We start from the raw sequence: 25,998 nt of genomic DNA, 5'->3' as shown, positions 1-25,998 counted from the left end.
CGTCGACCGGCGCCGCCCATGTTTCGGAGAACCCGGTGACAGACAGGCGCAGCGACGATGTAAAGCAGGAACCCGCGGCGAACGCCGCAGCGCTCGGCGTCCCGACGCAGGAAGCGCTCGAAGCGCACCTCGCGCCGTATGCCGCGCATTCGGCGCTCTCGCGCGGGCGCCGCTATCCGGAAGAACCGCCAAGCGCGCGCACCGAATTCCAGCGCGACCGCGACCGCATCGTTCATTCAACGGCGTTCCGCCGGCTCGAATACAAGACGCAAGTTTTTGTGAATCACGAGGGGGACCTGTTTCGCACGCGTCTCACGCACAGCCTCGAAGTCGCGCAGATTGCGCGTTCCGTGGCGCGCAACCTGCGCGTCAACGAAGACCTGGTCGAAGCGATTTCACTTGCGCACGATCTCGGCCACACGCCCTTCGGGCATGCGGGCCAGGATGCGCTGAACGAATGCATGCGCGAGCACGGCGGCTTCGAGCACAATCTGCAAAGCCTCGCGGTGGTTGACGATCTCGAAGAGCATTACGGCGCGTATAACGGACTGAATCTGTGTTTCGAAACGCGCGAGGGCATTCTCAAGCATTGCTCACGCGAAAACGCGCGGCGGCTGGGTGCTTTGGGCGAGCGTTTTCTCGAAGGACGCCAGCCGTCCATCGAGGCGCAGATCGCGAACGTGGCCGACGAGATCGCGTATAACAATCACGACGTGGACGACGGCTTGCGCTCTGGTTTGCTGACCGTCGAGCAACTCGCCGAAGTCGAGTTGTGGCAAACACACTATAAAGCCGCGCGGCGCGATTTTCCGCAGATCGAAGGCCGCCGGCTGATCCATGAGACGGTGCGGCGCATCATCAACACGCTGATCGTCGATCTCATTGATACCACGAAGCTCAATCTGGTCCGTCATGCACCGGATTCGCTCGACGCAGTGCGCGCCGCGCCGGCGCTCGTCGCGCATAGCGAAGCGGTGGCAGCACAAGCTGCAGCGCTCAAGCGTTTTCTGTTCAAGAACCTCTACCGCCATTACCGCGTGATGCGGATGGCGAACAAGGCGCGCCGCGTGGTCGTCGGTCTGTTCGACGCGTTCACAGAAGACCCTCGGCTGCTGCCGCCGGGCTACCAGTCCACCGACGCCGCGCAGCAACCTCGGCTTATCGCGCATTACATCGCAGGCATGACGGACAGATACGCGCTGAAGGAGTATCAGCGTCTCTTCGTGATCGACGATAACTGAACGAGCACGAGCCGTGGCAAGCGAGGGCCACAGCAGGAAGCAAGTCGGCTGAGTCCGGCACACGAGGTACGGCAGAGACCGCCTGGGATGGCGGTCTCGTACCACTGGGCTGCAAAGCGTCGATGCAACGGGCCGCTAACGCCATGCAGCCCGCCCGCGTGCTTGAGCCACACTGCTGAGCGCTCTTCTCCGCGCAAGCTCAAGCGCGCTTTAGCGCAACATTCGGCGCCAGGCTCAGCGCAACGTTCAGCGCATGCGCGAGGCGAACAACGCGCCTGCGATCAGCGCGACGCCGCCGACAATCGCGAGCGTCTGCCACGGATTTTCATGCACATAGTCGTCCGCGTCCGAGAGCGCTACATTCGCGCGTTCGCGTACGGCCTCCCGCGTGTCGTTCATGCGGGCGCGGGCGTTGTCGAGCTGCTTGCGCAGTTTGCCGCGCAGCGCTACTGCATCGGCCTGGGTTCCTTCGGCCAGCGTGGATTCGAGCTCCGACATTAGCGTGCGAAGTTCGCCTGCAATGTCTTCAGCCGCGTCGCGGCTGTGGCGGGCAATACGCCGCGCGCGGCGGCTCGTGCTGGTCCAGGATTCGCCGAGGGCATCTCGCGTATTCGGAAGTGCTGTCATAGTCGCTCCGTCGATGAGGGTAAAAAAGGCCCACGTTCACGGTTACGCTTAAACCACATCGCAACGCAGGAAACACCAGCAGGACGCAACTTCGGTGCCAAACCCCAATGCCCGGCGCACGGTGCCGCTGGGCGAAAATCGTCAGCAGATATTGCACGAAGCACAACGCTTGCGGGTCAGTTTTACAAACGCGCCGAGGCTGCGGCGCGCTGCATCGGTAAAGGCGGCGCGCTGCTGCCACGGCGGCACAAAATAAAAAACGCCGCCATTGGATAAATGACGGCGTTGTTCAAGCCCCGCGAATTCGACTACCCTAACCCACAGCATTCCACGCGTGAAGAACGGTGTTACAAGCCGTGTGACAAGCCGTGTTAGAAGCGGTAACCGATGTTGACGTAGGTAACGATCGGGTTCAGCTTGATCTTGGTCTGCGACTGCACATTGAGCGTACCGACCGGCGTCTGCGCCTGCGTGTTCAGTTTGGCCGTGGTGCTGAGCGGCAGATACGACACCGACACGCCCGCGAACCAGTGCTGATTGAACGCGTAAGTGAAACCCGCATTAAACACCGGCTCCCACGAACTATCCGTAGTCACGCTGGTCGGACCATGCAGGACGTTCGCCTGGAATGCTCCGTTGGTGATCTTCTCGTCGGTGAACCAGATACGGCTCACGCCGATACCGAGATACGGACGGAATGTGGCAGTGGGAGCGTTGAAGTAGTACTTGAACAGCAGCGTTGGGCTCCACTGTTTCGCCTGACCCAGCTTGCCGAATTGTTCGAGGCTACCGGTGCCGTTCAGGTCGAACGAAGGCGGATAGCCAATCACGAATTCGGTGGCGATGTGATCGGTAATGAAGTAACCCGCGGTGAAGCCGATGGTGTCGGCCGAACCCAGTGAGGCTCCGGTATTGGCTTCTGTGATGTTGGTCGGGCTGCCGCCAATGCTCGTTACTCGCAGGGGCTGGCTGCTCGATTGAGGCGCAAGATGGAACCAGCCTGTTGAGACGAAAAAGCTACCGGCCGATTGCGCGTGTGCTGCTGTTGTCATGCTGGCTAGCACTGCGATCCCCGTTACGGCCTGTTTTAATTTCATATGTGCTCCTCCAAAAAAGGCCCGCTCATTATGACCACAACGTTTGAAACTAACCATACGCGCCGGTTAGAGTTTTCTCCCTAAGCCGGGCGCGCTTCCTGGCCTGGCCGCGCCGCGTCGAACCTCCGGCGCATGCGGCTCTTTGGACCTTCGGGTATGTACCAACGCGACTATCGGATACTTCAGCATGGCACGGCTTGCACGTCTTTATGTTCCTGACCAGCCGCAGCACGTCATCCTCCGCGGACTCGATCAGCAGCCTGCGTTCGTCGACGACCAGGACTACGAACTCTTCATCGACTGTATGAAAGCGGCTTCGCGCGATCATCACTTATCGATCCACGCTTATGCGTTGATGCCGGGCGCGGTCCAACTGCTTGTCACTCCAACGGAGGAGTCGAGCCTGCCGAAAGCGATGCAGGCGGTCGGGCGCCGCTACGTGGCTCACTTCAACCGCCGTTACGCGCGACGTGGCACGTTATGGGAAGGTCGCTATCGCGCGACGGTGATCGAGGGCGAGCGGTATTTTCTGCTGGCGAGCCGCGTCGTCGAAATGTGCCCGGTGCGCATGCAGCTCGCGAGCGCGCCAGAAGACTACCGCTGGTCGAGCTATCGTCATCACATCGGTCTCACGCTCGACAGCCTGATCACCGACCATCCGCTCTACTGGTCACTCGGCAATACGCCGTTCGAGCGGCAGCGCGCGTACCGCGAGTTGTGCGAGCAGCCGCTCGACGAACGAGAGGCAAGCCAGCTTCAGCAGGCCACGCTAAAAGGCTGGGTGCTCGGCAGCGACACGTACCGTGAATGGGCGGCCCGGGCGGCGAACCGGCGCGTATCGCCGCTGCCCCGTGGGCGGCCTCGCAAGGTCCGGGAGACCCCGCAGGCGCAATAAACGAATCGAATCAATTGTTCGTCTTTCAAACGGCATCACGACATGCCGTTTTATTTTCCCCATATTTGATATGGCACCAATAAAAAATACCCGCAATGCACCAAACTGATAATTAGGGATCGACCATAACGTTTTATTTGCTATTCCGTTGATTCGTCGCGTATATTCCGAATTCCGGCGTTTTTGAACTGCGTACGTTGCAGCGTCGAAGGCGTCTCAGCCGTTGCGGGTGTGCACGTGCGGCAATAGAAAAACGGTTTAACGGCCTGTCGGCCCCTCACAGACGGTGTCCCCATGAACGATCGCCAGCAACCGGTTCACCCGGTTCCCGCCGCCCAAGGGTTGTACGACCCGCAAAACGAACACGACGCCTGCGGCGTCGGCTTCGTCGCTCACATCAAGGGCAAGAAGAGCCACGAGATCATCGAGCAAGGCCTGAAGATTCTCGAGAACCTCGATCACCGGGGCGCCGTCGGCGCAGATCCGTTGATGGGCGACGGTGCCGGCATCCTGATTCAGATTCCGGACGGTTTCTATCGCGAGGAAATGGCCAAGCAGGGCGTGACGTTGCCGCCGTTCGGCGAATACGGCGTCGGCATGGTGTTTCTGCCGAAGGAACACGCGTCGCGGCTCGCCTGCGAACAGGAGCTGGAGCGTACGGTGAAGGCCGAAGGCCAGGTGGTGCTCGGCTGGCGCGACGTGCCGGTCGACCACACCATGCCGATTTCGCCGACCGTCAAGGCGAGCGAGCCGCTGATCCGCCAGATCTTCATCGGCCGCGGCAAGGACATCATGGTGACCGACGCGCTGGAGCGGAAGCTTTACGTGATCCGCAAGACCGCGAGCCACCGCATTCAGGCGCTCAAGCTCAAGCACGGCAAGGAATATTTTGTGCCGTCCATGTCGGCGCGCACCGTCGTCTATAAGGGACTGCTGCTGGCAGGTCAGGTCGGCGTGTACTACCGCGACCTGCAGGACGAGCGCACCGTTTCGGCACTCGCGCTCGTGCACCAGCGCTTCTCGACCAACACGTTCCCCGCCTGGGAACTGGCCCACCCGTACCGGATGATCGCCCACAACGGCGAGATCAACACGGTGAAGGGCAACGTCAACTGGCTGAACGCGCGTACCGGCGCGATCGCCTCGCACGTGCTCGGCGACGACTTGCCGAAGCTGTGGCCGCTGATCTATCCGGGCCAATCGGACACTGCCTCGTTCGACAACTGTCTCGAACTGCTGGTGATGGCCGGCTACCCGCTCGTCCACGCAATGATGATGATGATCCCGGAAGCCTGGGAACAGCACACGCTGATGGACGACAACCGCCGCGCGTTCTACGAATACCACGCCGCGATGATGGAGCCGTGGGACGGCCCCGCTGCAATCGCGTTCACCGACGGCCGCCAGATCGGCGCGACGCTCGACCGTAACGGGCTGCGTCCGGCGCGCTACATCGTCACCGACGACGACCTCGTCATCATGGCGTCGGAAGCGGGCACGCTGCCTATCCCCGAGTCGAAGATCGTCAAGAAGTGGCGCCTGCAGCCGGGCAAGATGTTCCTGATTGACATGGAGCACGGCCGCATCATCGACGACAAGGAACTGAAGGACAACCTCGCGAACGCCAAGCCGTACAAGAGCTGGATCGACGCCGTGCGCATCAAGCTCGACGAGATCGAGCCGAAGGCCGAAGACGTCGCGACCGAGCGCCGCGAAGCCGCTGCTTTGCTGGATCGCCAGCAGGCGTTCGGCTACACGCAGGAAGACCTCAAGTTCCTGATGGCGCCGATGGCGCAAGCCGGCGAAGAAGCGGTCGGCTCCATGGGCAACGACTCGCCGCTCGCGGTCATGTCCAACAAGAACAAGACGCTCTATCACTACTTCAAGCAGCTGTTCGCGCAGGTCACGAACCCGCCGATCGACCCGATCCGTGAAAACATGGTGATGTCGCTCGTGTCGTTCGTCGGTCCGAAGCCGAACCTGCTCGACACGAACAACATCAACCCGCCGATGCGTCTCGAAGTGTCGCAGCCTGTGCTCGACTTCAAGGACATCGCGAAGATCCGCGCGATCGATCAGTACACGGGCGGCAAGTTCAGCTCGTACGAGCTGAACATCTGCTATCCGGTTGCGTGGGGCAAGGAAGGCATCGAGGCGCGGCTCGCGTCGCTGTGCGCCGAAGCTGTCGACGCCGTCAAGTCCGGCTACAACATGCTGATCGTGTCCGACCGCAAGACCGACCGCGACAACGTCGCGATTCCGGCGCTGCTCGCCACGGCGGCCATCCACACGCACCTCGTGCAGCAAGGCTTGCGTACCAGCACGGGTCTCGTCGTCGAAACCGGCTCCGCGCGTGAAACGCACCACTTCGCGCTGCTGGCCGGCTACGGCGCGGAAGCCGTGCACCCGTACCTCGCGATGGAAACGCTCGGCCAGCTCGCAGCCGGCCTGAAGGGCGACCTGTCGCCGGAAAAGGCGGTCTACAACTTCACGAAGGCTGTCGGCAAGGGCTTGCAGAAAGTCATGTCGAAGATGGGCATCTCGACCTACATGTCGTACACCGGCGCCCAGATTTTCGAAGCAGTCGGCCTTGCTGAAGATCTCGTGCAGAAGTACTTCAAGGGCACCTCGTCGAAGGTCGGCGGCATTGGTCTCTTCGACGTCGCCGAAGAAGCGATCCGTCTGCACCGCGACGCGTTCGGCGACAACCCGATCCTCGCGAACATGCTCGACGCAGGCGGCGAGTACGCCTATCGCGTGCGCGGCGAAGAACACATGTGGACGCCGGATGCGATCGCCAAGCTGCAACACTCGGCGCGCAGCAATTCCTATCAGACGTACAAGGAATACGCGCATCTGATCAACGATCAGACCAGGCGTCACATGACCTTCCGCGGTCTGTTCGAATTCAAGCTCGACCCGACCAAGGCAATTCCGCTCGACGAGGTGGAACCGGCGAAGGAAATCGTCAAGCGTTTTGCCACCGGTGCAATGTCGCTCGGCTCGATCAGCACGGAAGCGCACGCCACGCTGGCGGTTGCGATGAACCGCATTGGCGGCAAGTCGAACACCGGCGAAGGCGGCGAGGACGAAAACCGCTATCGCAACGAACTGCGCGGCATTCCAATCAAGAACGGCGACACGATGAAGTCCGTGATCGGCGACGAGGTGATCGTCGACATTCCGTTGAAGGAAGGCGATTCGCTGCGCTCCAAGATCAAGCAGGTCGCGTCGGGCCGCTTCGGCGTGACGGCGGAATACCTCGCCTCGGCCGATCAGATCCAGATCAAGATGGCGCAGGGCGCGAAGCCGGGCGAAGGCGGCCAGTTGCCGGGCCACAAGGTGTCCGAGTACATCGGCAAGCTGCGTTACTCGGTGCCGGGTGTCGGTCTCATTTCGCCGCCGCCGCACCACGACATCTACTCGATCGAAGATCTGGCGCAGCTCATTCACGACCTGAAGAACGCGAATCCGGCGGCTAGCGTGTCGGTGAAGCTGGTGTCGGAATCCGGTGTCGGCACGGTCGCAGCGGGCGTCGCCAAGGCGAAGGCCGACCACGTCGTGATCGCAGGCCACGACGGCGGCACCGGCGCGTCGCCGCTGTCGTCGGTCAAGCATGCCGGTACGCCGTGGGAACTCGGTCTCGCCGAAACGCAGCAGACACTGGTTCTGAACCAGTTGCGCGGGCGTATCCGCGTGCAGGCCGACGGTCAGATGAAGACCGGCCGCGACGTCGTGATCGGCGCGCTGCTCGGCGCCGACGAGTTCGGCTTTGCGACGGCGCCGCTCGTCGTCGAAGGCTGCATCATGATGCGCAAGTGCCATCTGAACACCTGCCCGGTCGGCGTCGCGACGCAAGATCCGGTGCTGCGGGCCAAGTTCAAGGGCCAGCCGGAACATGTCGTCAACTTCTTCTTCTTTGTTGCAGAAGAAGCGCGCGAGATCATGGCGCAACTGGGTATTCGCAAGTTCGACGACCTGATCGGTCACGCCGAACTGCTCGACACGAAGAAGGGCATCGAGCACTGGAAGGCGAAGGGTCTCGACTTCTCGCGCGTGTTCTATCTGCCGCAAGTGCCGGCTGAAGTCGCGCGCAAGCATGTGGAAGACCAAGACCACGGTCTGGACCGCGCGCTCGACCACACGCTGATCGAAAAGGCGAAGGCGGCCATCGAGAACGGCGAGCACGTGTCGTTCATCCAGCCGGTGCGCAACGTCAATCGTACGGTCGGCGCGATGCTGTCCGGCACGATCGCGAAGAAGTACGGCCACGACGGCTTGCCCGACGACACCATTCACATCCAGTTGAAGGGTACTGCGGGTCAGAGCTTCGGCGCGTTCCTCGCGAAGGGCATCACGCTGGACCTGGTCGGCGACGGCAACGACTACGTCGGCAAAGGCTTGTCGGGCGGGCGCATCATCATCCGTCCCACGAACGATTTCCGCGGCAAGTCGGAAGAGAACATCATCTGCGGCAACACGGTGATGTACGGCGCGATCGAAGGCGAATCGTTCTTCCGTGGCGTGGCTGGCGAGCGATTCTGCGTGCGTAACTCGGGTGCGACGGCGGTTGTCGAAGGCACGGGCGACCACGGCTGCGAATACATGACGGGCGGCACGGTCATCGTGCTCGGCGAAACCGGCCGTAACTTCGCGGCCGGCATGTCGGGCGGCATCGCCTACGTGTACGACCCGGACAACACGTTCGCGGGCAAGTGCAACAAGTCGATGGTTGCGCTCGAGCCGGTTCTGCAGCAGGCCGAACAGGAGCGCACGGTCGACAAGAGCCTGTGGCACGCCGGTACCACCGACGAAGCGCTGCTCAAGGGTCTCATCGAACGTCACTTCCAGTTCACGGGCTCGCCGCGTGCAAAAGCGCTGCTCGAAAACTGGGACGCGTCGCGCCGTCAATTCGTGAAGGTGTTCCCGACCGAGTACAAGCGCGCGCTGGGCGAAATGGCAGCGAAGAAGGCGAATAAAGAAGTTCTCGCCGCCTGAGCGCAGACCGCTCGTCGACTGCTTTCGCACAGAGACGTCACCTTTAGCCGTACCTGCCGCGCGCGACCGTTCAACGGCGCGCTGCGGCGGGTTCAGATCACCCCCTAGATACAGATAGAGAAGAGAACCACATGGGCAAGGCAACCGGTTTTCTCGAGTTCGAGCGCCGCCACGAGGCGTATGAAGCTCCGCTCACACGCGTGAAGCACTACAAGGAATTCGTCGCCGCACTCACCGACGACGAAGCGAAGGTTCAAGGCGCACGTTGCATGGACTGCGGCATTCCGTTCTGCAACAACGGCTGCCCGGTGAACAACATCATCCCGGACTTCAACGACCTGGTTTTTCAACAGGACTGGAAGACGGCGATCGAGGTGTTGCACTCCACGAACAACTTCCCGGAGTTCACGGGCCGCATCTGCCCGGCGCCGTGCGAAGCGGCGTGCACGCTCGGCATTAACGACGACCCGGTCGGCATCAAGTCGATCGAACACGCGATCATCGACAAGGCATGGGCCGAAGGCTGCGTCGCGCCGTTGCCGCCGAAGCACAAGACGGGCAAGAAGGTTGCCGTGGTCGGTTCCGGTCCTGCCGGTCTGGCGGTCGCTCAGCAACTCGCGCGCGCCGGTCACGATGTGACGGTGTTCGAAAAGAACGACCGCATTGGCGGTCTCCTGCGCTACGGCATTCCCGATTTCAAGCTGGAGAAGTGGCTGATCGATCGCCGTATGCGCCAGATGGAAGCCGAAGGCGTGACGTTCCGCGCCAACGTGTTCATCGGTAAGGCCGATTCGCTGCCGGCCTACATCGGCAACACCGCAAAGGAAACCATCACGCCGGACCAGTTGAAGGAAGACTTCGACGCGGTCGTGGTAGCCGGCGGTTCGGAAACGCCGCGCGATCTGCCGGTGCCGGGCCGTGAACTGGAAGGCATCCATTACGCAATGGAATTCCTGCCGCAGCAGAACAAGGTCAATGCCGGCGACAAAGTCCCGAACCAGCTGCTTGCCAAGGGCAAGCACGTCGTCGTGATCGGCGGCGGCGATACCGGTTCGGACTGCGTGGGCACGTCGAACCGTCACGGCGCGAAGAGCGTCACGCAGTTCGAACTGCTGCCCCAACCCCCGGAAGAAGAGAACAAGCCGCTCGTGTGGCCGTACTGGCCGATCAAGCTGCGCACGTCGTCGTCGCATGAGGAAGGCTGTTCGCGCGATTGGGCTGTCGCGACCAAGCGCCTCGAAGGCAAGAACGGCAAGGTCGAGAAGTTGATTGCGGCGCGTGTCGAATGGAAGGACGGCAAGATGGTCGAAGTGCCGGGCTCCGAGTTCGAAATGAAGGCCGACCTCGTGCTCCTCGCCATGGGCTTCACGCAGCCGGTGTCGCCTGTGCTGGAAGCCTTCGGCGTCGACAAGGACGCGCGCGGCAACGTGCGGGCCACCACCGAAGGTGACAAGGCGTACTACACGTCGGTGGACAAGGTGTTCACTGCCGGCGATATGCGCCGTGGCCAGTCGCTCGTCGTGTGGGCGATTCGCGAAGGCCGTCAGTGCGCACGTTCGGTCGATGCTTTCCTGATGGGGCATTCGGACCTGCCGCGCTAAACGTCGCCGCTGGTTTGCCGCAACGGCGTCGTCCGTTAAGCGGTGCACGAAGCGGCACGTCAGAAGGCACATCGAAGCGGTAAAACAGAGCCGGGCGCCCGACAGGGTGACCCGGTTTTTTCATATGTGCTGCTTGCGATTCAGCTCGCCGCGTCACTTCCCATAACGCGCCAACGTGAGCCCGTCGAGATCGATCTCCGGCTTGCGCTGCGTGATCAGATCGGCGACTACCCGCGCCGAGCCCATCGACATCGCCCAGCCCGTCGAGCCGTGCCCGAGGTTGAGCCACAAATTGTCGATGCCCGAAGGTCCGAGCAATGGCGCGCCGTCGGGCGTCATTGGGCGGCGACCCACCCAGAAGTGTGCGGACGTCGGCGCGGCGGCATGCGGAAACCAGTCATCCAGCACTTTCATCAGCGTTTGTAGCGCCTGCTCGCGCAGCGTGGTCTGCCGGTTGCCCAACTCGGCTGTGCCCGCCACCCGCAGGTTGTTGCCGAAGCGCGTGATGGCTGTCTTGAGCGACTCGTCCATAAGCGCGGCCCGTGGGGCTTTCTCATCATCGATCACGGGCAGCGTTGCGGAATATCCCTTCACCGGATAGAGCGGCACCTTAACGCCGAGCGGTGCAAGCAGCGCCGCACTGTCGACGCCCAGCGCCACCACGACGTTATCGGCCTGTACGATTTCAGCGGCGCCAGTTGCACCGTTTGCGCCGTTTGCACCGTCCGGTCGTCCACCGGCTTCACTTTCCACACGCACACCACGCAGCGCACCGCCGTGCACGTCGATCGATGTCACGCGCGTGTCGAAGCGAAACTGCACGCCGTGGCGCTCGCAGATAGCTCGTAATTCGCGCGTGAAGCGGGCGCAGTCGCCGGCTTCGTCGTCGGGAAGATGAATGCCCGACACCGGAGTCGCGCGCGCCCAGCGCAAACCCGGCTCGATATCGACGCATTGCGCGGGGTTCACTTCCCGATATGCGATGCCCGCGTCGCGCAGCACAGCCAGCGCCGGTTGCGCGAGTTCGACGTCGTACTCGCTGCGAAACAGTTGCAGATACCCTTGGCTGCGCCCGTAATCAAACGGATGACGGCTGCGAAATTCGTGCAGGCAGTCCCGGCTGTAATAGGCAATTCGCTGCATCCGCTGCTTGTTGACGCGAAAGCGTTCGAGGTCGCATTCGCGCAACCAGCGCGCGATCCAGCGCCACTGAGCCGGGTCGAGGGTAGGACGGAAGATCAGCGGCGACGCTGGCTTGAACAGGTACTTGAGGATCTTCGTCGGCATGCCCGGCGCGGCCCACGGCGTCACGTAGCCGGGTGCGATCACGCCCGCGTTGCCGAAACTCGTGGCGAGCGCGACGTCCGGCTCCCGCTCGATCACCGTGACCTCGCAGCCTTGCTGGCGCAGGTAGAAAGCGGTCGCGACGCCGATCACGCCGCCTCCCAGAACAATCGTTTTCATGTGCTTAGTGGGCAGGAATCAGCGCCAAAAATCAGCGACAAAGTCAGGCGGCGGGACTGGCCGTGCCGAGCACCTTGCCCTTGGTTTCGGGCAGGCACAACGCGGCGACGATCACGAGCAGATAACCCGCACCGGCGACGATGCCCATTGCCTTCACCAGAGACATGCCCTGCGAAAGGGTGCCGACGAGAATCGGAAAGAACGAGCCGAAGCCGCGCCCAAGGTTGTAGCAGAAGCCTTGCCCGGAGCCGCGGATCGCATTGGGATAAAGCTCCGACAAATAGGCGCCCACACCCGCGAAAATCCCTTGCACGACGATGCCGAGTGGAAATCCGAGCGCAAGCATCATGCCGTCGGTGACCGGCAGCATCGTGTAGACCATGCCGAGCACGAACGAGCCGACCGCGAACAGAATGAAGGACGCGCGGCGTCCAATCTTGTCGCACAAGATCGCGCCCACGATATAACCGGTGAACGAGCCGACGATCAGCACGATCAGATAGCCGCTCGTGTTGAACACGGACAGATGACGCACGGTCTTCAGATAGGTGGGCAGCCACGTGGTGATCGCGTAGTAACCGCCGAGCATGCCGGTGCACAACGCGCTGCCAAGCAGTGTGATGCGCAAGTGCGGCCCCGAGAAAATTTGCAGGAAATGCGCAGTTTCGAAACCGCTCTCACGTGCACGGCGCGTCTGCAGATAGATGTCGGGGTCGCTGACGTTGCGGCGAATGTAGATGATCCAGGCGGCGGGCAGCAGACCGATCCAGAAGCACGCACGCCACGCATACTGTTCGGGCAGCAACGCAAAAAATGCCCAGTAGACGATGGCCGCCGCCGCCCAGCCGAACGACCAGCTGCTTTGCACGGTGCCCACGGCTTTCGCGCGATGCTGCGGCGAGCGGATCGTCTCGGCCATCATGATCGTCACGACCGACCATTCACCGCCGAAGCCGATTCCTTGCAGGGTGCGTGTGGCGAGCAGTTGCCAGAACGAATGCGTGAAGCCCGACAGAAACGTGAATAACGCGAAGGTGGCGATCGTCCATTGAAGCACGCGGATGCGGCCGTACCGATCGGCCAGAATGCCGGCGAGCCAGCCGCCCAACGCCGACGAAATGAGCGAACTCGTGGCGATCATGCCCGCTTCGCTTTTGGTCATGCCCCACGTCGCGATCAGCGTCGGAATGAGGAACGAGTAAATCATGAAATCGAACGCATCGACCGCATAGCCGCCGAAACCGGCGTACAGGGTGCGGCGTTCCCGCTGCGTCAGTTCGGTGAACCATTGGAGAGAAGGCATGTTTGTTGTGTTCTCCTGGTTTTTTGTGTGCCGGCGGCTCGTGGGAGGTGTTTCTATTCTACGGGGACGAGGCAACATGCGGCCAGTTGTGGTCAAAATTGGCAGCGAACATCGCAGCAATCATGGCAGCAGTCATGGCAACAACGGGTAAGCAGCGGACAACAGACGAGATGCGAAAGAAACGGATCCGGCGAGGGCGCGCTGGACGGCATACCAGCCGATGCATGCAAGACGGCGAAAGCTCGCGAAAGCCGTTGCTTACGAACTAATACGCCGTAACCAAAAAGATAATGAACACCGTTACACTGCGCACGCAGCGCATCGGCTGCACATTGTCTGCTCACACTCGCGCCTGCCACATCTGATCGCCTAATGCCCGCCACCGCGAAAATCTGCCCGGAGCCTCGCCGCCACTTTGCGCACGTGGCCGTGCCCGCGCGCCAACTTGCCGCGAGCGGGTCGCGCCGGACGTTCCTGAAGGGTTCGGCAAGCGTGCTGCTGGCGTCCGGTATCGGCGCTTCGCTGCTCTCCGCGTGCGGCGGCGGCAACCTGGATACTGAGCAGGGCGAGACGCCGCGACTGGCCTCGGTCGATAATTTCCGCGATGTCGCGGGCGCCGCCGCAGGCTATCCAACTGCCGACGGCAAAACGATGCGCCGAGGCGTGTTCTTTCGCGCGAACGTGCTCGCGCTCAGCGTGGCTGACCAGACCGAAATCGAAAGTCTCGGCATTGCCAGCATCTTCGATTTGCGCACGCCGGGCGAGATCGAGCGGACGGCAGATATCCTGCCGCGTGCCACTGTATCGCAGACGTTGAATGTACTTGGCGCTCGCGACTTCATCACGCCCGCCTTCAATTCTGCGGGCGGCGCGGCGGCTTTCATGGAGTCCGAGGCTCGCGCCTATGTAACCGGCGCCGCGCAACGGGCGAACTACGGCGCGCTGCTACGTCAGCTGGCCGATGGCGCGGGCGCGCAGCTGTTCCATTCGAACGCCGGTAAGGATCGCGCGGGTTGGGTTGCCGCGTTGTTGCAGAGCATTGCTAACGTGCCGCTCGACGTCATCATGCAGGACTACCTGCTGAGCAACGTCTATCGCGCACAGGCGATCAGGTCGCAGAGAGAGACTTTGCGTGCGCAGGACGGCGACGCGCTCGCCGCGATCCAGGAGCCCTTGCTCGGCGTTCAGGAAAGCTATCTGCAGGCGGGCTTCGATCAGGTGCAGGCAAGCTACGGCACGATGACGCGCTATCTGACCGAAGGCCTTGGCGTGTCGGCGTCGGCTATCGAGAGTTTGCGCAGCCGGCTTGTCGTTTGAGGCGCGCAGGGAAAGTCATTCGCTGGGGCCGGACAAATCCGCGCATAAAACGCACGCATCAAACCGTGGGCAAAAAAAATCCGCCCCGAACAAGCGGGCGGACTGAGAAGGGCGGCATCGAGGTTGCCGGGGCCGACTATACGGCCGCCGGCCACGCGATAGACGATCCGGTAAGGTGACGTAAGCGGATCGGTCGCGGCGCTCATTCGCGGCCACAGCTATCGTCTTATGCGGTCGCGGCAGACGCCGCCGGCAGTTCGATACACACCTCCAGACCGCCTTGCGCGTGATTGCGTACATGGCAACGTCCGCCGCGATCGTGCGCAAGCCGCGCGACGATTGCAAGGCCGAGGCCGCAATGGCCCTCGCCGCCCCGCGCGGCGTCGAGCCGCACGAACGGTTTCATCGCCGCGGCAATGCGCTCGTCAGGAATGCCCGCACCATGGTCGCGCACTCGGATGAGCCAATAACCGTCGCCGCGTTCGGTGGCGATGTCGACGGGCGGCGCGCCATGTTCCAAAGCGTTATCGACGAGGTTCGTCACGAGCCGGTCAAGCAGTGTGCGCGGCAGCGTAAACGACGGGCCGGCGCGCAGATGGAGCGCGAAGAGCGGCGTCTCCCCGGCGCTGGAAGTGCTGTCCATGCCGTCGCCGCTGTCCATGCCGTCGCCGCTGTCCGTGTGTTCGGCGAAGCCGTCGCTCGCGGAAAACTGTTCGCGCAGGAACTCGTCGACATCTACTGCAGGCCCCGCGTCGGCGGATTGGCCGGCAAATTCGAGAAACTGCTGGACGATGTTCGTCAGCGAGTCGACATCGCGTATCAAGCCCGCACGTTCGCTTTCCTCTACCAGCACGCTCGCGCGTAACTTCAGGCGCGTGAGCGGCGCTTTCAGGTCGTGCGCGACACCGGCGAGCATGACGGCCTGATCGTCGCCGGCTTCGTTCAGGCGCCGCATCATGTCGTTGAACGAGCCGATCAGATCGCGCAGTTCGCGCGGACCTTGCACTGTGACGGGTTGTGGCCGCACGCCCGAACCGAACTCACGCGCGGCATCGGCGACGCGCGACAGCGGCCGCTGCATCTGCCAGACCGCGAAGAGCGACAGGATGAGCGCGGCGGCCAGCATTGAAACGGATTCGATCAGAAAGCGCGGCGGCGGCGGAAGGTCGACCGGCAGCACCACCCAGTTCGACTTGCCGGGAAACAGCACCCACAGTTGCGGCGGACGCAGGTCGTCGACGGCGATCTTCGTGCCGGGCGGGAGATCGTCACGCAGGCGCCGCGCCAGGTCGGCGACGAGACGTTCCGTCGGTTCATGCAGATGGATGCTCGGCGGCATGTTCCAGGTCGGAACGAGATGCACGCGCATGGCGGGCGCAAGGGCGGCGCCCTTGATCGGCTCACCGTTGATCGCCTGCAGTACCAGCACGAGGCCGCGCGCAAAGCCGTCGACTTCATGACGCGGCGGCTGCATCACCACGAGAACGAACCAGCCGGCCTGAATCGCGAAGAGCACCGCCGTCGAAAGCAACGCCATTCTGCCGAACAGCGTGTTCAGCGGGTTTCTCATGCGTTCGAGGCGGCCTCGTCGGAGAACGGTGTGCCGTCTGCGTCGGGCACGAAGACGTAACCCTTGCCGCGCACTGTTTGCACATAGCACGGATTGGACGGATCGTCCTCGATCACGCGGCGCAGCCGCCAGATCGGCACGTCGAGACTGCGGTCGCGGAATGCGAGATTGTCGCGATGCACGAGGTCGTGAATCAGCACGCGCGACAACACCTTATAGGGATTGTTCACGAAGATCTTCAGCAGCGCGAACTCACTGTCGCGCAACGGGAGCTTCGAGTCCGCACGCGACAGCGAGCGCGTGGCGAAGTCCAGTTCGAACGGACCGAACTTGTACGGCTTGCGCGCTTCGGGTGCACTGGTGGTTGAAGGGCCGCGGCGGCGCAGAACGGTGTGGATGCGCGCGAGCAGTTCACGCGGATCGAACGGCTTGGTCAGATAGTCGTCTGCCCCGAGCGAGAGCCCGACTATGCGGTCCGCCACCGTGCCGCGCGCCGTGACGAAGATCACCGGAATGTCGTCACCGGCGGCGCGCAACGCGGTGAGCGCGCGTAGGCCGTCGGTGTTCGGCATCATGATGTCGAGCACGACGACCGATGGCCGTTCGCGCTCGAGCCTGCGCTGGAGATGGGTGCCGTCATGCAGCACCGACGCGTCGAAGCCGTTCGACTGCAAGAACTTGCAAAGCAGATCGCGTACGACCGGATCGTCGTCGACGATAAGGACCTGTGGATTCATGGCGAAATTCTAGACTGACGCGCGCAACGCGCGGCCGACTGTTTTCTTACCAATGCTTACCCGGCGCTGCGCAAAATCGGCGCGTTGGCGCGTAAGTCCCGTCACCCAAGGCTCACAGCATATTTCACCACTGCCATATTTGGCAACGCGGTTGCCAACGCGGCTGGCAGCCGCGATGAGCACGCGGTCGCCGACGTCGCGCGTTGCGTCGATCGGCGTTCTCATGCCGCAGGCCGCTTTCCGGAAACAGTTTGCGCACGCCGGGAAGTAGTGGCAATCGTTCGAAACCGGTCGTAAGAACCGCCGGAAAGCGCGTCTTTCTTCGTGCATCGCCACGGCCCCGGCGGCGCGAAGATTCGTCCTGCAATACGTAGCGCCACACGCCGCAAGTGCTTAACGGCCCTGTCCGGCATAGACGGCGCAAGACCGACATTCCGCCAAACCATGCGAGGCTCATCATGACCGTTCCAGGCAACCTCAGTTCCACCCACTTCTCTGCAGTAGCGCCCACCAAAACGACGGAAAAGCCCGCGTCTGCGGGCAATTCCGCAAGTACCGGCGGCACGGCGCAAGCCACGGCTTCCGCAACGCAGCCGCAGCCTCCGGCGCCCGCGGGCCTCGTCGGTCACCACGTCAATACGACGGCCTGATCTGCCGAGGCCCGCGTGTCGACCCCGAGAATCCTTGCGCGTTTCACCCGCGCCGCTGTGTGGCTCGCGCTCGGCGCGGTGCTGTTGCCGCTCGGCGGCTGCGCCGTTGCCGCGCTGCCCTGCCGGCTCACGTCAGCCACGCTGAAAATCATCCCGGTCGTCGGCCATGCGGCGGCCAGCCCGTTCGACATGTGTTCATCCGCGATCGACTGAATCATGACTCCCCAACGGATTGCCTGCGCGTTGGCGCTCGTTTGCAGCACGTTTTCGCTGACCGTGCCGGCGCAACCGGCGGCGCGCGAAGCGAGCGCGGCGGCTCCCGCGTCGAAGGACGCTTTGGCTGACGCGCGGCGGCGCGCGCAGGACACGCCGTTCGCCTTCCGCGGCATTGCGCTTGGCATCACGCTCGACGAATTCCGCGCGGGCTCGAAGGTGCGCGCGACGCCGATCGGCAGCGTGCCGGTCTGCGAGACGGACGTACAGGCGGGCGTGCTCGGCATGCGGCTGAAGTCGCACGAGAGTTTGACAGTCGCGTGCCGCTGGGCACATCGCGACGACAACGGTTGGGCGCTGTCGCAAGCGGTGGTCGATGGCGCGCCGGCGTCCGAGCACGTGCTGCGCTTCGCGCGTATCGGGGGACGAAGCGAAAACAGAAGCGAAGAACAAAGCGCGCTTCGTCTATACGAAATTTCGTTTGTGATCGACGAAGTCACCGCAGAGGACTTGCGCGAGGCGCTAGCGGAGCGCTACGGCCCGCCGCGTCACGCGACGCAGAACGTGTCGGCGCCAGGCGCGCTGCCGGTCTACGTATGGGAAAACGCGGTGAGTTCGATCACGTTGTGTTTTTTGCCCGGCACTCGCAACGGCACGCTGACATACCTGCTGAAGGGTTCCGACGCGTGGGTCAAGTCGGTCGTGCGGCAGTGGCAGGCAAGCGATGCGGAAGCCGGTTGAGGCGCCATGCGCCCTTGACAGCCAATCCACTCGAAGATGAGGCCGATCAGGCCATGGAGTAAAACAATGCCTAAGCTTCGTTTTTCCGCGGCGATGTGCGCGGTGGTGGCTCTATCGGCTTGCGCCGGCGGACAGAAGTCGATCGTCGAAACGCCGATGGCGCCGCCGCTCGTGTCCGCGCCGCTGAACGTCAACACGCAGGGCGCGATCTACCAGGCCGGCACGCTGATGGTGCTGTACGAGACGCCGCGCGCGCAGCACATCGGCGACGTGCTCACGATCCGCCTGTCGGAGTCATATAGCGGCAACAATAGTTCGACGGCGGCGGCCAGCCGTGCAAGCAGCATCACTGCGGATGCCGCCGATCATTCGACCGGAGCCGCCGCCCGTCTCGCAAGGCTCTTTAACGTCGGCTCCGCAAGCACCGAGTTCAAAGGGCAGGGTAGCCTGACCGACGCGAGCGGCATGACCGGGACGCTCGCCGTCACGGTGATCGGCACGATGCCCACGGGCAACCTGGTCGTGTCCGGTGAAAAAATCATTTCGATGAGCGGCAACCGTGACCGCCTGCGTCTGTCGGGCGTCATCAATCCTAAGGATATCGAAGCAGGTAACTACGTGGCTTCGAGCAAGGTCGCAAATGCACGGATCGAACAGGCGGGCGTGGGGATGCTCTCCGATGCGACAACCATGGGTTGGCTGCAGCGAATGTTTCTTAGCGTGCTGACTTTCTGAAGCGGGCGCGGCGCAACGCGGCGCGTTTTGTCCGCGCCGCCTTTCGGTTATGTCTGAGCCGTGCTTGAGTCCAATCTTGTGTCGCTGCGGCGCTTGCCGCGCTTACTGTGAAAGCGCAGTTGGGCCGCGCTCAGCCGCGCCGATCTCGCCGTCCGGGACGAACACGTAGCCGCGCCCCCACACCGTTTGCACATAGCGCGGCTCTGACGGGTCGACCTCGATCAGACGGCGCAAGCGCCAGATCGACACATCGAGGCTGCGGTTGCGATGCGCCTCGCTATTGCCGTGCAGTTTTTCGAGCAACTGCGCGCGCGTGAGCACTGTCATCGCGTGCGTGACGAACACTTTCAGCATTGCGAATTCGCTCGAACGCAGCGTGATGCGCTCGCCGTCGAGGCGCAGTTCGCGCGCCGGGAAATTGACTTCGAAGCGGCCGAAGCGATACGGCGCGCGCTGTTCCGGTGCGCTCGGCGCAACCGAACCGCGACGCCGTAGCACGGTGCGAATGCGCGCCACCAGTTCACTCGGTTCGAAGGGCTTGCCGAGATAATCGTCCGCGCCGAGTTCGAGACCGATCACGCGGTCGATCGGATCCGCGCGAGCAGTGAGAAGGATCACGGGAATATCGTCGCCCGCGACGCGCAACGCGCGCAGCGCGCTGATGCCGTCGAGCTCGGGCATCATGATGTCGAGCACGATCAGCGCCGGGCGCTCGTCCTGAAGCTTGCGCTGCAGCGCCATGCCATGCTCGAGCGTGGCGACCTTGAAGCCGCGCCCTTCCAGATACTGGCTGACGAGCTCACGTACGACGGGGTCGTCGTCGACGACCAGAATGGATTGGTTCATTCAGATCATCTTAGTGATCGGCGCGAGCGCAGCAAAGCGGTTGATGCTTTCCAAACCTTTCCTGAGTAAGACAAACAATGAGCGCGGTTCAATTGACCTGCGAAGTCTGAACTGTTTGCAGCGTCTGGCGGCTGAAGTCGGTCTGATCGACGACCATCTTGTCGATGAGGCCATTGAGCTTGGTCGATGCCGAAGAGAAACGGTCGGTGTTCAGGCCGCCCGTCTGATAGCGCGCGGTGACGAGGACGCGGCCGCTCTGCACGAGCGTCAAGTCGATGATCGACAGGTACTGGATCGACTCGTCGCTGAACGAACGGCGGCCATAGTCGATCGCGGCGTTGTAGACAAGGCGCGCCTCGCAGCCGGCGGGCGAAGTGCCGGGATTGTAGACATCCGAACGAATGCCGCGCCGATCCAGCGCGAGTTGCAGCGCCGGCACGAAGTCGCCCACCGACACCGTCTGATTCACTTCGATGCAGACATGTCGCACATCGGCGGGACGGCCGTTCACGAAGGTCGGCGACGAATAGTTGGCGGCAATCGCATAGCCGGCCTGGATCACGGAGCCGGTGGCGTCGGCTGCCTGGATCAGCGTCCATGCGCAGCCGTTCAGTCCCACTGTCAACGTGGTACAGGCGACGAGCTTTGCGCTCGGCCGCCGCAACCTGACCCAGGCCGCACGAGGGGCTCGCGTGAATGCGTTAGCGTTAGCGCGTGTGCCAGGCAGGAAGGTCATGAAGCAGAGCCAGGTGGCGATGAGCACAAACAACAGAGAGCGACCGTCTGCGCGAGACGCAGGAAGACGCGCATGGTCCCGACGCCTAGCGTGTGACGCGCAGACGCAATTCGTTCTGCCCTTGCACGCTCGCCGTCACGTTGACGCGTCGCTCGGCGGTCGTGACGACGAAGTGCTGGCGTGTCGGCGTATTGACGTCGTGCACGACGTTCGGAAAGCAGGCGGCGATGTCCGCGCCGATTTCTTCGAGCGGATCGTTGACCACTCCGTCGGCCTGCCAATGCGCGCGCCAGTGGCAGTCGTAAGCGTGCGCGTTGGAGCGGCAATCTTCCGCACTTGCGACGCCCGGCAGTTGTGCGGCCGGTTGCGTATGCAACTGCTTGAAATCGGACGCCTCGACGATGTGCTTGAGCGCAGGGCACACGTCAGCCGGCTCGTTCGGCGGCGTGGTTTGTGCTGCTTGCGCGGCGCTCGCGAGCAGCATGGCCGCGCCGAGAGCAAGTGCGAGGCGATGAGTGAAATGAGGAGAGCGGCGATCGAGTGACATGAGCGAAGAGTCCGTTAGCAGTGAATGACTGCGGGCCGCGGGGACGGCTCGCACGACTATCGTCGCTGTTGTCGGCTCTTTTCAAAGGGCGGAAAAGCTCGCCCGCTTCGCAAATGCTTTCGAACTGTTCTTTCGTGTTTCCGGATCTTGCCGTTTGTGCGGCCCGCGCGATGATTGCGTCGGTGGCGTCGGTGACTCGGCCCGGTAGTTCAACCCAGCGTCAAACCGCCGTCGACGTGAATCACCTGGCCGGTGATGTGACGCGCTTCGTCGGAAAGCAGAAAGGCAATCAGCGCCGCGACGTCGGCCGGCTCGGCGATGTGGCCAAGCGGCGTCGCCTCGGCCGCGTGCGTCCACACTGCGGCGTTATCGGGGCTCGGCCCGCGATCCTTGCGCGTATAGCCTGGCGCGACGCAGTTCACGGTCACGCCATGCGGCGCGAGTTCGGCGGCCGCGGTTTTCGCGAGCGATTCCAGCGCCGCCTTGGCGGCCGCTGTGGCGGCAAATGGCGCGTCGGCGCGATAACGGTGTGCGACAAATGAACTGAGCGCGACCACGCGTCCGCGCCTCGACGTTTCGAGTGCCGGCGTGGCGCGTTTCACAAGCGCTGCGAACGCGGCGGGCATCGCCGCGAAGGCCGCGCCCAGCGTGTCGGGATCGAGTGTCTGCAACGTTTGGCGCTGCGCGTGGCCTGCGTTGGCGACCAGTTGATCGAGCGCGCCAAAGGTTGCAAGCGTTTGATGCACCACATGTTCGGCTGCGCCTCGCTCGGCGAGGTCGCCGAAGACGGTGGCGCAGGCCGCGCCATTCGCGCTGCACTCGGCGGCAACTTGCGTGAGACGCTGACGCGATTCGTGATCGGCACCGCGTGCGTGCAACATCAGCGCAATGCGTGGAGCGTCGATCGCGGGCGGGGTCGTCGACGCGGCGCTTGTCTCCTGCTCGGCCATCCGCAGAGCCGAGAGCCGCCGGGCGAGCGCGGCCCCGATGCCCGACCCCGCGCCCGTGATCAGTACGACGCGCTCGAAAGCCGCGTTGCTGCCGCTCGTCGCACCGCTGCCGGAATTCATGCGGCGACCGCTTCGCTGGCACGCTCGACTTCGAGCGTCTCGTCATGGAACGCAGCAAGCGATTCGCGGTGCGCGACGCTGACAATCGCCGCCTTCGGCAGGCGCTCGGTGAAGAGGCGATACAGCCGCGCTTCGTTTTCGGCGTCGAGCGCGCTCGTCGCTTCATCGAGGAACAGGTAGTCTGGCTTGTGCAGCAGCACGCGTGCCGCGGCAAGGCGCTGTTGCTCGCCCGGCGACAACATGCGCGTCCAGTGCCCCGATTCCTGCAAACGGTCCGCGTACTGCGACAGATGGCAGGTGACGAGCGCCTCGCGGCATTCGTCGTCGGTATATGTGTCGGCTGCCGACGGATAGGTGAGCGCAGCCTTCAGCGTGCCGATCGGCATGTAGCTGACTTGCGGAATGAACATCATCCGCGCGTTGACCGGCGCGTCTATTGAGCCGTCGCCGAACGGCCAGAGGCCGGCGAGCGCGCGCATCAACGTGCTCTTGCCCGAGCCGGATGGGCCGCGCACGAGCCACCGTGAGCCGGGTTCGATCGCGATATCGCGGATGCGCGACAGCGGAGTGCCGTTGGGCAGCGCGAGCTTCAGGCGGTCGGTGGTGAGCGAGTCGGCGTCGACGAAATGCAGGTTGATGCCGCCGTGCGCGGTGGCCGGCGACACCGATTCCTTTAGACGCGGTGCATGCACGACCCGCTTGAATTCGCGCAACCGGTTCACGGTTGCGCGCCACTCGACGAGTGTCGAGTAACTGTTGATGAACCACGAGAACGAATCGCTGACGGTGCCGAACGCGCTCGAAATCTGCATCAGCACGCCGAACGTGAAGGCGCCCGCGAAGTAACGCGGCGCAGCCACGACGAGCGGGAAAATAATTGCGATTTGGCCATAGAAGCTCAGCACGAAAGTCAATCGCTTCGTGTACTTCATGACCTGCCACCAGTTGTCGCGAATCCGGCCGAACAGCGAATGCGCGTTTTTCTTCTCCGTGTCCATGCCGTTGTAGAACGCGATCTGCTCCGCGTTTTCGCGCAGACGGATCAGGCCGAAACGGAAATCCGCTTCGACTTTCTGTGCCTGATAGTTGATCGGCACGAGCGGGTGGCCGACTTTCTGGATCACGAGCGATCCGACCACCGCGTAAAGCGCGGCCGCCCAGACCATATAGCCGGGGATGTGCAGCGGAACGCCGCCGAGCGTGATGGTCAGCGCGCCGGCGAGCGACCACAGGATCGTGATGAACGACACCAGCGTGACGACCGTGGACAGCAGATCGAGCGTGAGCGACAGCGTGGTGGTGGCGAACGACTGAAGGTCGTCGCTGATCCGCTGGTCGGGGTTGTCGGCAAGACGGTCGCGCTCGATCCGGTAGAACGCGCTGTCGTGCAGCCACTCGTTCAGATAGCGCGTGGTGAGCCACTGACGCCAGCGGAACCCGAGCATCTGCCGCATGTAACGCCCGTAGACCGCGAGAATGATGTAGCCGAACGCGAGGCCCGAAAACACCATCAGCAAATGTGGGAAGTCGCGCACATTCTTGGTTTGCAGCGCGTTGTAGAAGTCGGCGCTCCAGCGGTTGAGCCGGACGTTGATCCACACGACCAGCAGATTCATCACGATGATCGCGAGAAGCAACGCCCACGCCGTCTTGCGTTCTTCCGACACCCAGTAGGGCTTGATCAGGCTCCAGGCGGAGACTTTCTCGTCTGGGGGCAGCGCGGGGCTGGCGGATGTATTCGTTGTCATGAGCGTCCTGAGGAGTGCTGTTCCATTCGGGCCGACCCACGCAGGCCGGCCCATTGCGAATATTTGTGCGTGTGCGGGTGGCGACACCCGGCAAGCACCACCGGTGCGATTGCCGATTCTGGCGCGAAGCCCTTAAGCGAAAATTAATGATTGGCGCGAGTTTTCCGGCGATCGCGCTGCGGGTGTTTCGCCTGCGTCGCCGCGACTTTGCGCCGCCAGGCCTCGCGTCATGCTGAATTCGCTGCGCCATCTCTGCTGGCATTGTGCCAGAGCGCCGCGCCGCCGATATGGGCGACGCCCAAGGCGGTGCCGGATCAAGGCGCGTGCGATGCCGCGCGCCGCTCGTTTGCGAGCGCCGCGCCTTTTATGGTCTAATGACCTTCGACGAAACAGGGGTGCTTCGCACTTGAGCGGCGTGATTTTCACGCTGCGGCAGCGAGGCTGAGAGAGACCCTTTGCACCCGATCCGGGTAATACCGGCGCGGGAAGTTTCCGGAAGCAACCAGTCTTCCATTCCCCGCCGGGCGGCGTTCTTCATTGAAGCACGCTATTGCCTGGCCGGCCTTGCCCGCCGGTTTCGTCCTGGGTACGCGCTTCTTTTTGGCCGTACGGAAAGGACTCGATGACCGCCTATTCTTCAGTTATGTTTCTTGCTCCTTGTCACGTCGCCGGCGGCGTGCACTGCGTTGCCATTGCGCGTTGCATTGGATCGGAGTGCGCACGATGAGCCGCTCTGCACAACCCGATTTCGCGGTGCTCGGCGGCGGCCTGTGCGGGCGTCTCGTCGCGTGGCGGCTCGCCGGGCAAGGGCATCGCGTCGCGCTCTATGAGCGCGGCGACGCAGCCGGTTCGCAAGCCGCCGCGTGGGTCGCCGCAGCGATGCTGGCGCCGCTCGCCGAAGCCGCGAGTGCCGAACTTCTGATCACGCGATTGGGCGCGACCTCGCTCGATACCTGGCCGCAAGTGCTGGCCGAACTGCCCGAACCGGTGTTCTTTCAGCGCAATGGCACGCTCGTCGTCTGGCATCACGCGGATCGCACCGAGGCGCCGTTGTTCGAACGACGCGTGCGTTCGAACGCGCCGGCCGAATTGCTGGACGGCGGCTTCGTCACGCTGGCCGGCGCGCAGCTCGGTGCGGCCGAGCCGGCGCTGGCGGGACGCTTTAGTCAGGGGTGGCTCCTGCCGCGCGAAGGCCAGCTCGATAACCGCCAGGTGCTTCGCGCGCTTGCGGCAGGGCTTGCGCAACGCGGCGTTCAGACTCACTGGAATACACCTGTTAGCGACGCTGCGCTGCCGCCCGCGCGCGTCACGATCGACTGCCGCGGCCTCGGCGCCAAACCCGTGCTGCCGACGCTGCGCGGCATTCGCGGTGAGGTCGCACGCGTGCATGCGCCAGGCATTAACCTGACGCGCCCGGTGCGGCTGCTGCATCCGCGTTATCCGCTCTACATTGCACCGAAGCAGGACGATCTCTACGTGATCGGCGCAACCGAGGTGGAAGGCGAGGACATGTCGCCCGTCAGCGTGCGTTCCGCACTGGAGCTTTTGAGCGCTGCGTTTTCCGTGCATCCGGGCTTTGGCGAGGCGCGCATTCTGGAGCTGAATTCGCAGTGCCGCCCGACTTTGCCCGATCATCGGCCGGCATTGCTGTGGGACGGCGCGCAGACGCTGCGGGTGAACGGCCTTTACCGGCACGGCTACATGATCGTGCCCGAAGTCGCCGACGAAGCCGTGCGCTTCGCGACGGCGCTGCTGGACGGGCGCATCGGCAACGCCGACGCGTTCGCGGACTGGCAGCGCGGCGCGCGCTGGAGCGAGCTTTTCCAGCACGATTGTGCGCGGGAGCCGGCATGAGCGCCGAA

21 protein-coding genes and 1 riboswitch are annotated in these 25,998 nt (G+C 63.3%); of the genes, 9 read left to right on the top strand and 12 right to left on the bottom strand.

Features of this window, described 5'->3' with window-relative positions; translation table 11 throughout:
- Positions 1 to 35: 35 nt before the first annotated feature.
- On the top strand, positions 36 to 1,241 hold the full coding sequence (locus SB753_RS28230) for a deoxyguanosinetriphosphate triphosphohydrolase (protein WP_410802991.1): 1,206 nt from the start codon (positions 36 to 38) through the stop codon (positions 1,239 to 1,241).
- A 246-nt stretch (positions 1,242 to 1,487) separates the two neighbouring features.
- On the opposite strand, the gene SB753_RS28225 is transcribed toward SB753_RS28230, so the two are convergent.
- The 3 genes from SB753_RS28225 to SB753_RS28215 all read right to left on the bottom strand — a co-directional run bounded on the left by SB753_RS28225 (position 1,488) and on the right by SB753_RS28215 (position 2,965).
- Positions 1,488 to 1,868 carry a YqjD family protein gene (locus SB753_RS28225; RefSeq protein WP_020070608.1) on the bottom strand — a complete coding sequence of 127 codons (381 nt, stop codon included), beginning with the start codon at positions 1,866 to 1,868 and terminating at the stop codon, positions 1,488 to 1,490.
- 141 nt (positions 1,869 to 2,009) lie between these two features.
- Positions 2,010 to 2,195: a hypothetical protein gene (locus SB753_RS28220; RefSeq protein ID WP_410802989.1), complete on the bottom strand. Its 186-nt coding sequence runs from the start codon at positions 2,193 to 2,195 to the stop codon at positions 2,010 to 2,012.
- A gap of 44 nt (positions 2,196 to 2,239) precedes the next feature.
- A complete protein-coding gene (locus tag SB753_RS28215; protein WP_020070610.1) occupies positions 2,240 to 2,965 on the bottom strand; it encodes an OmpW/AlkL family protein in 726 nt (241 codons plus the stop codon).
- Positions 2,966 to 3,152: 187 nt separating this feature from the next.
- Here SB753_RS28215 and SB753_RS28210 point away from each other — a divergent pair, with 187 nt between their 5' ends.
- The 3 genes from SB753_RS28210 to SB753_RS28200 all read left to right on the top strand — a co-directional run bounded on the left by SB753_RS28210 (position 3,153) and on the right by SB753_RS28200 (position 10,459).
- Positions 3,153 to 3,860, top strand: coding sequence for a transposase (locus tag SB753_RS28210; protein WP_020070611.1), 708 nt, complete (start codon positions 3,153 to 3,155; stop codon positions 3,858 to 3,860).
- A gap of 294 nt (positions 3,861 to 4,154) precedes the next feature.
- Positions 4,155 to 8,858, top strand: a complete 4,704-nt coding sequence (locus SB753_RS28205; protein ID WP_027805038.1) for a glutamate synthase-related protein — start codon at positions 4,155 to 4,157, stop codon at positions 8,856 to 8,858.
- A gap of 131 nt (positions 8,859 to 8,989) precedes the next feature.
- Positions 8,990 to 10,459: a glutamate synthase subunit beta gene (locus SB753_RS28200; protein WP_410802986.1), complete on the top strand. Its 1,470-nt coding sequence runs from the start codon at positions 8,990 to 8,992 to the stop codon at positions 10,457 to 10,459.
- 153 nt (positions 10,460 to 10,612) lie between these two features.
- On the opposite strand, the gene SB753_RS28195 is transcribed toward SB753_RS28200, so the two are convergent.
- Positions 10,613 to 11,923 carry a D-amino acid dehydrogenase gene (locus SB753_RS28195; RefSeq protein WP_410802985.1) on the bottom strand — a complete coding sequence of 437 codons (1,311 nt, stop codon included), beginning with the start codon at positions 11,921 to 11,923 and terminating at the stop codon, positions 10,613 to 10,615.
- A 43-nt stretch (positions 11,924 to 11,966) separates the two neighbouring features.
- Positions 11,967 to 13,226, bottom strand: a complete 1,260-nt coding sequence (locus SB753_RS28190; RefSeq protein WP_020070615.1) for an MFS transporter — start codon at positions 13,224 to 13,226, stop codon at positions 11,967 to 11,969.
- A 372-nt stretch (positions 13,227 to 13,598) separates the two neighbouring features.
- Between SB753_RS28190 and SB753_RS28185 the strand changes: the two genes are divergently transcribed.
- On the top strand, positions 13,599 to 14,543 hold the full coding sequence (locus SB753_RS28185) for a tyrosine-protein phosphatase (protein ID WP_410802983.1): 945 nt from the start codon (positions 13,599 to 13,601) through the stop codon (positions 14,541 to 14,543).
- A gap of 226 nt (positions 14,544 to 14,769) precedes the next feature.
- Here SB753_RS28185 and SB753_RS28180 read toward each other — a convergent pair whose 3' ends face one another.
- On the bottom strand, positions 14,770 to 16,113 hold the full coding sequence (locus tag SB753_RS28180; protein ID WP_410802981.1) for an ATP-binding protein: 1,344 nt from the start codon (positions 16,111 to 16,113) through the stop codon (positions 14,770 to 14,772).
- Positions 16,110 to 16,850, bottom strand: a complete 741-nt coding sequence (locus tag SB753_RS28175; RefSeq protein ID WP_020070618.1) for a response regulator — start codon at positions 16,848 to 16,850, stop codon at positions 16,110 to 16,112. The genes SB753_RS28180 and SB753_RS28175 overlap by 4 nt, the downstream gene beginning before the upstream one ends.
- Positions 16,851 to 17,515: 665 nt before the next feature.
- Here SB753_RS28175 and SB753_RS28170 point away from each other — a divergent pair.
- The 3 genes from SB753_RS28170 to SB753_RS28160 all read left to right on the top strand — a co-directional run bounded on the left by SB753_RS28170 (position 17,516) and on the right by SB753_RS28160 (position 19,189).
- Positions 17,516 to 17,713 carry a DUF6726 family protein gene (locus SB753_RS28170; RefSeq protein ID WP_088176486.1) on the top strand — a complete coding sequence of 66 codons (198 nt, stop codon included), beginning with the start codon at positions 17,516 to 17,518 and terminating at the stop codon, positions 17,711 to 17,713.
- Between the two features lie 3 nt (positions 17,714 to 17,716).
- A complete protein-coding gene (locus SB753_RS28165; RefSeq protein WP_408201818.1) occupies positions 17,717 to 18,454 on the top strand; it encodes a hypothetical protein in 738 nt (245 codons plus the stop codon).
- Positions 18,455 to 18,547: 93 nt separating this feature from the next.
- Positions 18,548 to 19,189 (top strand): flagellar basal body L-ring protein FlgH, encoded by a 642-nt coding sequence (locus SB753_RS28160; protein WP_408415766.1) that lies wholly within the window; start codon positions 18,548 to 18,550, stop codon positions 19,187 to 19,189.
- A gap of 102 nt (positions 19,190 to 19,291) precedes the next feature.
- Here SB753_RS28160 and SB753_RS28155 read toward each other — a convergent pair whose 3' ends face one another.
- From SB753_RS28155 to SB753_RS28135, 5 genes are all read right to left on the bottom strand, one after another.
- Complete coding sequence (locus SB753_RS28155; protein ID WP_020070623.1) at positions 19,292 to 20,035, bottom strand: response regulator; 744 nt, start codon at positions 20,033 to 20,035, stop codon at positions 19,292 to 19,294.
- A gap of 88 nt (positions 20,036 to 20,123) precedes the next feature.
- Positions 20,124 to 20,771, bottom strand: coding sequence for a hypothetical protein (locus SB753_RS28150; RefSeq protein WP_408201820.1), 648 nt, complete (start codon positions 20,769 to 20,771; stop codon positions 20,124 to 20,126).
- Between the two features lie 85 nt (positions 20,772 to 20,856).
- The gene (locus SB753_RS28145; protein ID WP_288829180.1) at positions 20,857 to 21,318 is read right to left on the bottom strand and encodes a hypothetical protein; all 462 of its coding nucleotides are present in this window, start codon (positions 21,316 to 21,318) and stop codon (positions 20,857 to 20,859) included.
- A 209-nt stretch (positions 21,319 to 21,527) separates the two neighbouring features.
- On the bottom strand, positions 21,528 to 22,388 hold the full coding sequence (locus SB753_RS28140; protein WP_410802979.1) for an SDR family NAD(P)-dependent oxidoreductase: 861 nt from the start codon (positions 22,386 to 22,388) through the stop codon (positions 21,528 to 21,530).
- Positions 22,385 to 24,136 carry an ABC transporter ATP-binding protein/permease gene (locus SB753_RS28135; protein ID WP_020070627.1) on the bottom strand — a complete coding sequence of 584 codons (1,752 nt, stop codon included), beginning with the start codon at positions 24,134 to 24,136 and terminating at the stop codon, positions 22,385 to 22,387. The genes SB753_RS28140 and SB753_RS28135 overlap by 4 nt, the downstream gene beginning before the upstream one ends.
- 381 nt (positions 24,137 to 24,517) lie before the next feature.
- Positions 24,518 to 24,641: riboswitch (TPP riboswitch) on the top strand.
- 218 nt (positions 24,642 to 24,859) lie between these two features.
- Between SB753_RS28135 and SB753_RS28130 the strand changes: the two genes are divergently transcribed.
- Positions 24,860 to 25,990, top strand: coding sequence for an FAD-dependent oxidoreductase (locus tag SB753_RS28130; RefSeq protein WP_392395314.1), 1,131 nt, complete (start codon positions 24,860 to 24,862; stop codon positions 25,988 to 25,990).
- Positions 25,991 to 25,998 lie beyond the last annotated feature (8 nt).

Origin of the sequence: Paraburkholderia sp. SIMBA_053 (genome assembly GCF_046534895.1) — a bacterium.
Taxonomy (GTDB): domain Bacteria; phylum Pseudomonadota; class Gammaproteobacteria; order Burkholderiales; family Burkholderiaceae; genus Paraburkholderia; species Paraburkholderia caledonica.
This window is presented reverse-complemented; position numbering and strand designations above follow the sequence as displayed.

What these genes read in the sequence shown, in the direction of transcription:
- SB753_RS28200 (WP_410802986.1), top strand. Translation starts at nt 8,990, where the DNA reads ATGGGCAAGGCAACCGGTTTTCTCGAGTTCGAGCGCCGCCACGAGGCG.
- SB753_RS28145 (WP_288829180.1), bottom strand. Translation starts at nt 21,318, where the DNA reads ATGTCACTCGATCGCCGCTCTCCTCATTTCACTCATCGCCTCGCACTT.
- SB753_RS28215 (WP_020070610.1), bottom strand. Translation starts at nt 2,965, where the DNA reads ATGAAATTAAAACAGGCCGTAACGGGGATCGCAGTGCTAGCCAGCATG.
- SB753_RS28225 (WP_020070608.1), bottom strand. Translation starts at nt 1,868, where the DNA reads ATGACAGCACTTCCGAATACGCGAGATGCCCTCGGCGAATCCTGGACC.
- SB753_RS28185 (WP_410802983.1), top strand. Translation starts at nt 13,599, where the DNA reads ATGCCCGCCACCGCGAAAATCTGCCCGGAGCCTCGCCGCCACTTTGCG.
- SB753_RS28220 (WP_410802989.1), bottom strand. Translation starts at nt 2,195, where the DNA reads ATGCTGTGGGTTAGGGTAGTCGAATTCGCGGGGCTTGAACAACGCCGT.
- SB753_RS28180 (WP_410802981.1), bottom strand. Translation starts at nt 16,113, where the DNA reads ATGAGAAACCCGCTGAACACGCTGTTCGGCAGAATGGCGTTGCTTTCG.
- SB753_RS28130 (WP_392395314.1), top strand. Translation starts at nt 24,860, where the DNA reads ATGAGCCGCTCTGCACAACCCGATTTCGCGGTGCTCGGCGGCGGCCTG.
- SB753_RS28150 (WP_408201820.1), bottom strand. Translation starts at nt 20,771, where the DNA reads ATGACCTTCCTGCCTGGCACACGCGCTAACGCTAACGCATTCACGCGA.
- SB753_RS28205 (WP_027805038.1), top strand. Translation starts at nt 4,155, where the DNA reads ATGAACGATCGCCAGCAACCGGTTCACCCGGTTCCCGCCGCCCAAGGG.
- SB753_RS28175 (WP_020070618.1), bottom strand. Translation starts at nt 16,850, where the DNA reads ATGAATCCACAGGTCCTTATCGTCGACGACGATCCGGTCGTACGCGAT.
- SB753_RS28140 (WP_410802979.1), bottom strand. Translation starts at nt 22,388, where the DNA reads ATGAATTCCGGCAGCGGTGCGACGAGCGGCAGCAACGCGGCTTTCGAG.
- SB753_RS28210 (WP_020070611.1), top strand. Translation starts at nt 3,153, where the DNA reads ATGGCACGGCTTGCACGTCTTTATGTTCCTGACCAGCCGCAGCACGTC.
- SB753_RS28195 (WP_410802985.1), bottom strand. Translation starts at nt 11,923, where the DNA reads ATGAAAACGATTGTTCTGGGAGGCGGCGTGATCGGCGTCGCGACCGCT.
- SB753_RS28135 (WP_020070627.1), bottom strand. Translation starts at nt 24,136, where the DNA reads ATGACAACGAATACATCCGCCAGCCCCGCGCTGCCCCCAGACGAGAAA.
- SB753_RS28165 (WP_408201818.1), top strand. Translation starts at nt 17,717, where the DNA reads ATGACTCCCCAACGGATTGCCTGCGCGTTGGCGCTCGTTTGCAGCACG.
- SB753_RS28190 (WP_020070615.1), bottom strand. Translation starts at nt 13,226, where the DNA reads ATGCCTTCTCTCCAATGGTTCACCGAACTGACGCAGCGGGAACGCCGC.
- SB753_RS28160 (WP_408415766.1), top strand. Translation starts at nt 18,548, where the DNA reads ATGTGCGCGGTGGTGGCTCTATCGGCTTGCGCCGGCGGACAGAAGTCG.
- SB753_RS28155 (WP_020070623.1), bottom strand. Translation starts at nt 20,035, where the DNA reads ATGAACCAATCCATTCTGGTCGTCGACGACGACCCCGTCGTACGTGAG.